The sequence below is a fragment of the Streptomyces bicolor genome, from assembly GCF_000719285.1.
Classification (GTDB): domain Bacteria; phylum Actinomycetota; class Actinomycetes; order Streptomycetales; family Streptomycetaceae; genus Streptomyces; species Streptomyces bicolor.
Window position 1 is genome coordinate 1 of the sequence record NZ_JOFS01000170.1, and the last position, 208, is coordinate 208.

The 208-nt window shown below is 72.6% G+C and carries 1 protein-coding gene; it reads left to right on the forward strand.

Translation table 11 applies throughout. From position 1 onward, the window contains the following. On the forward strand, window positions 1–208 hold a 208-nt coding region (locus tag IF78_RS44785; protein ID WP_037643170.1), incomplete at both ends, for an AMP-binding protein.

The window sequence follows — 208 nt, forward strand, 5'->3', positions numbered from 1 at the left end:
GATGCGTGGCCGCGGCCTGCCGGACGCTCCCGTGCTGGTGGTGGTGGACGAGGACGAGACGCTCGCCTCGCTGCCGGCCACCGACCCGGGCGTGGAGTGCCGGCCGGATCAGCTGGCGTACGTGATGTACACCTCGGGTTCGACGGGCCGCCCGAAGGGTGTGGCGGTCACCCACCGCGACGTCCTCGAGCTGGTCGTGGACGGGATG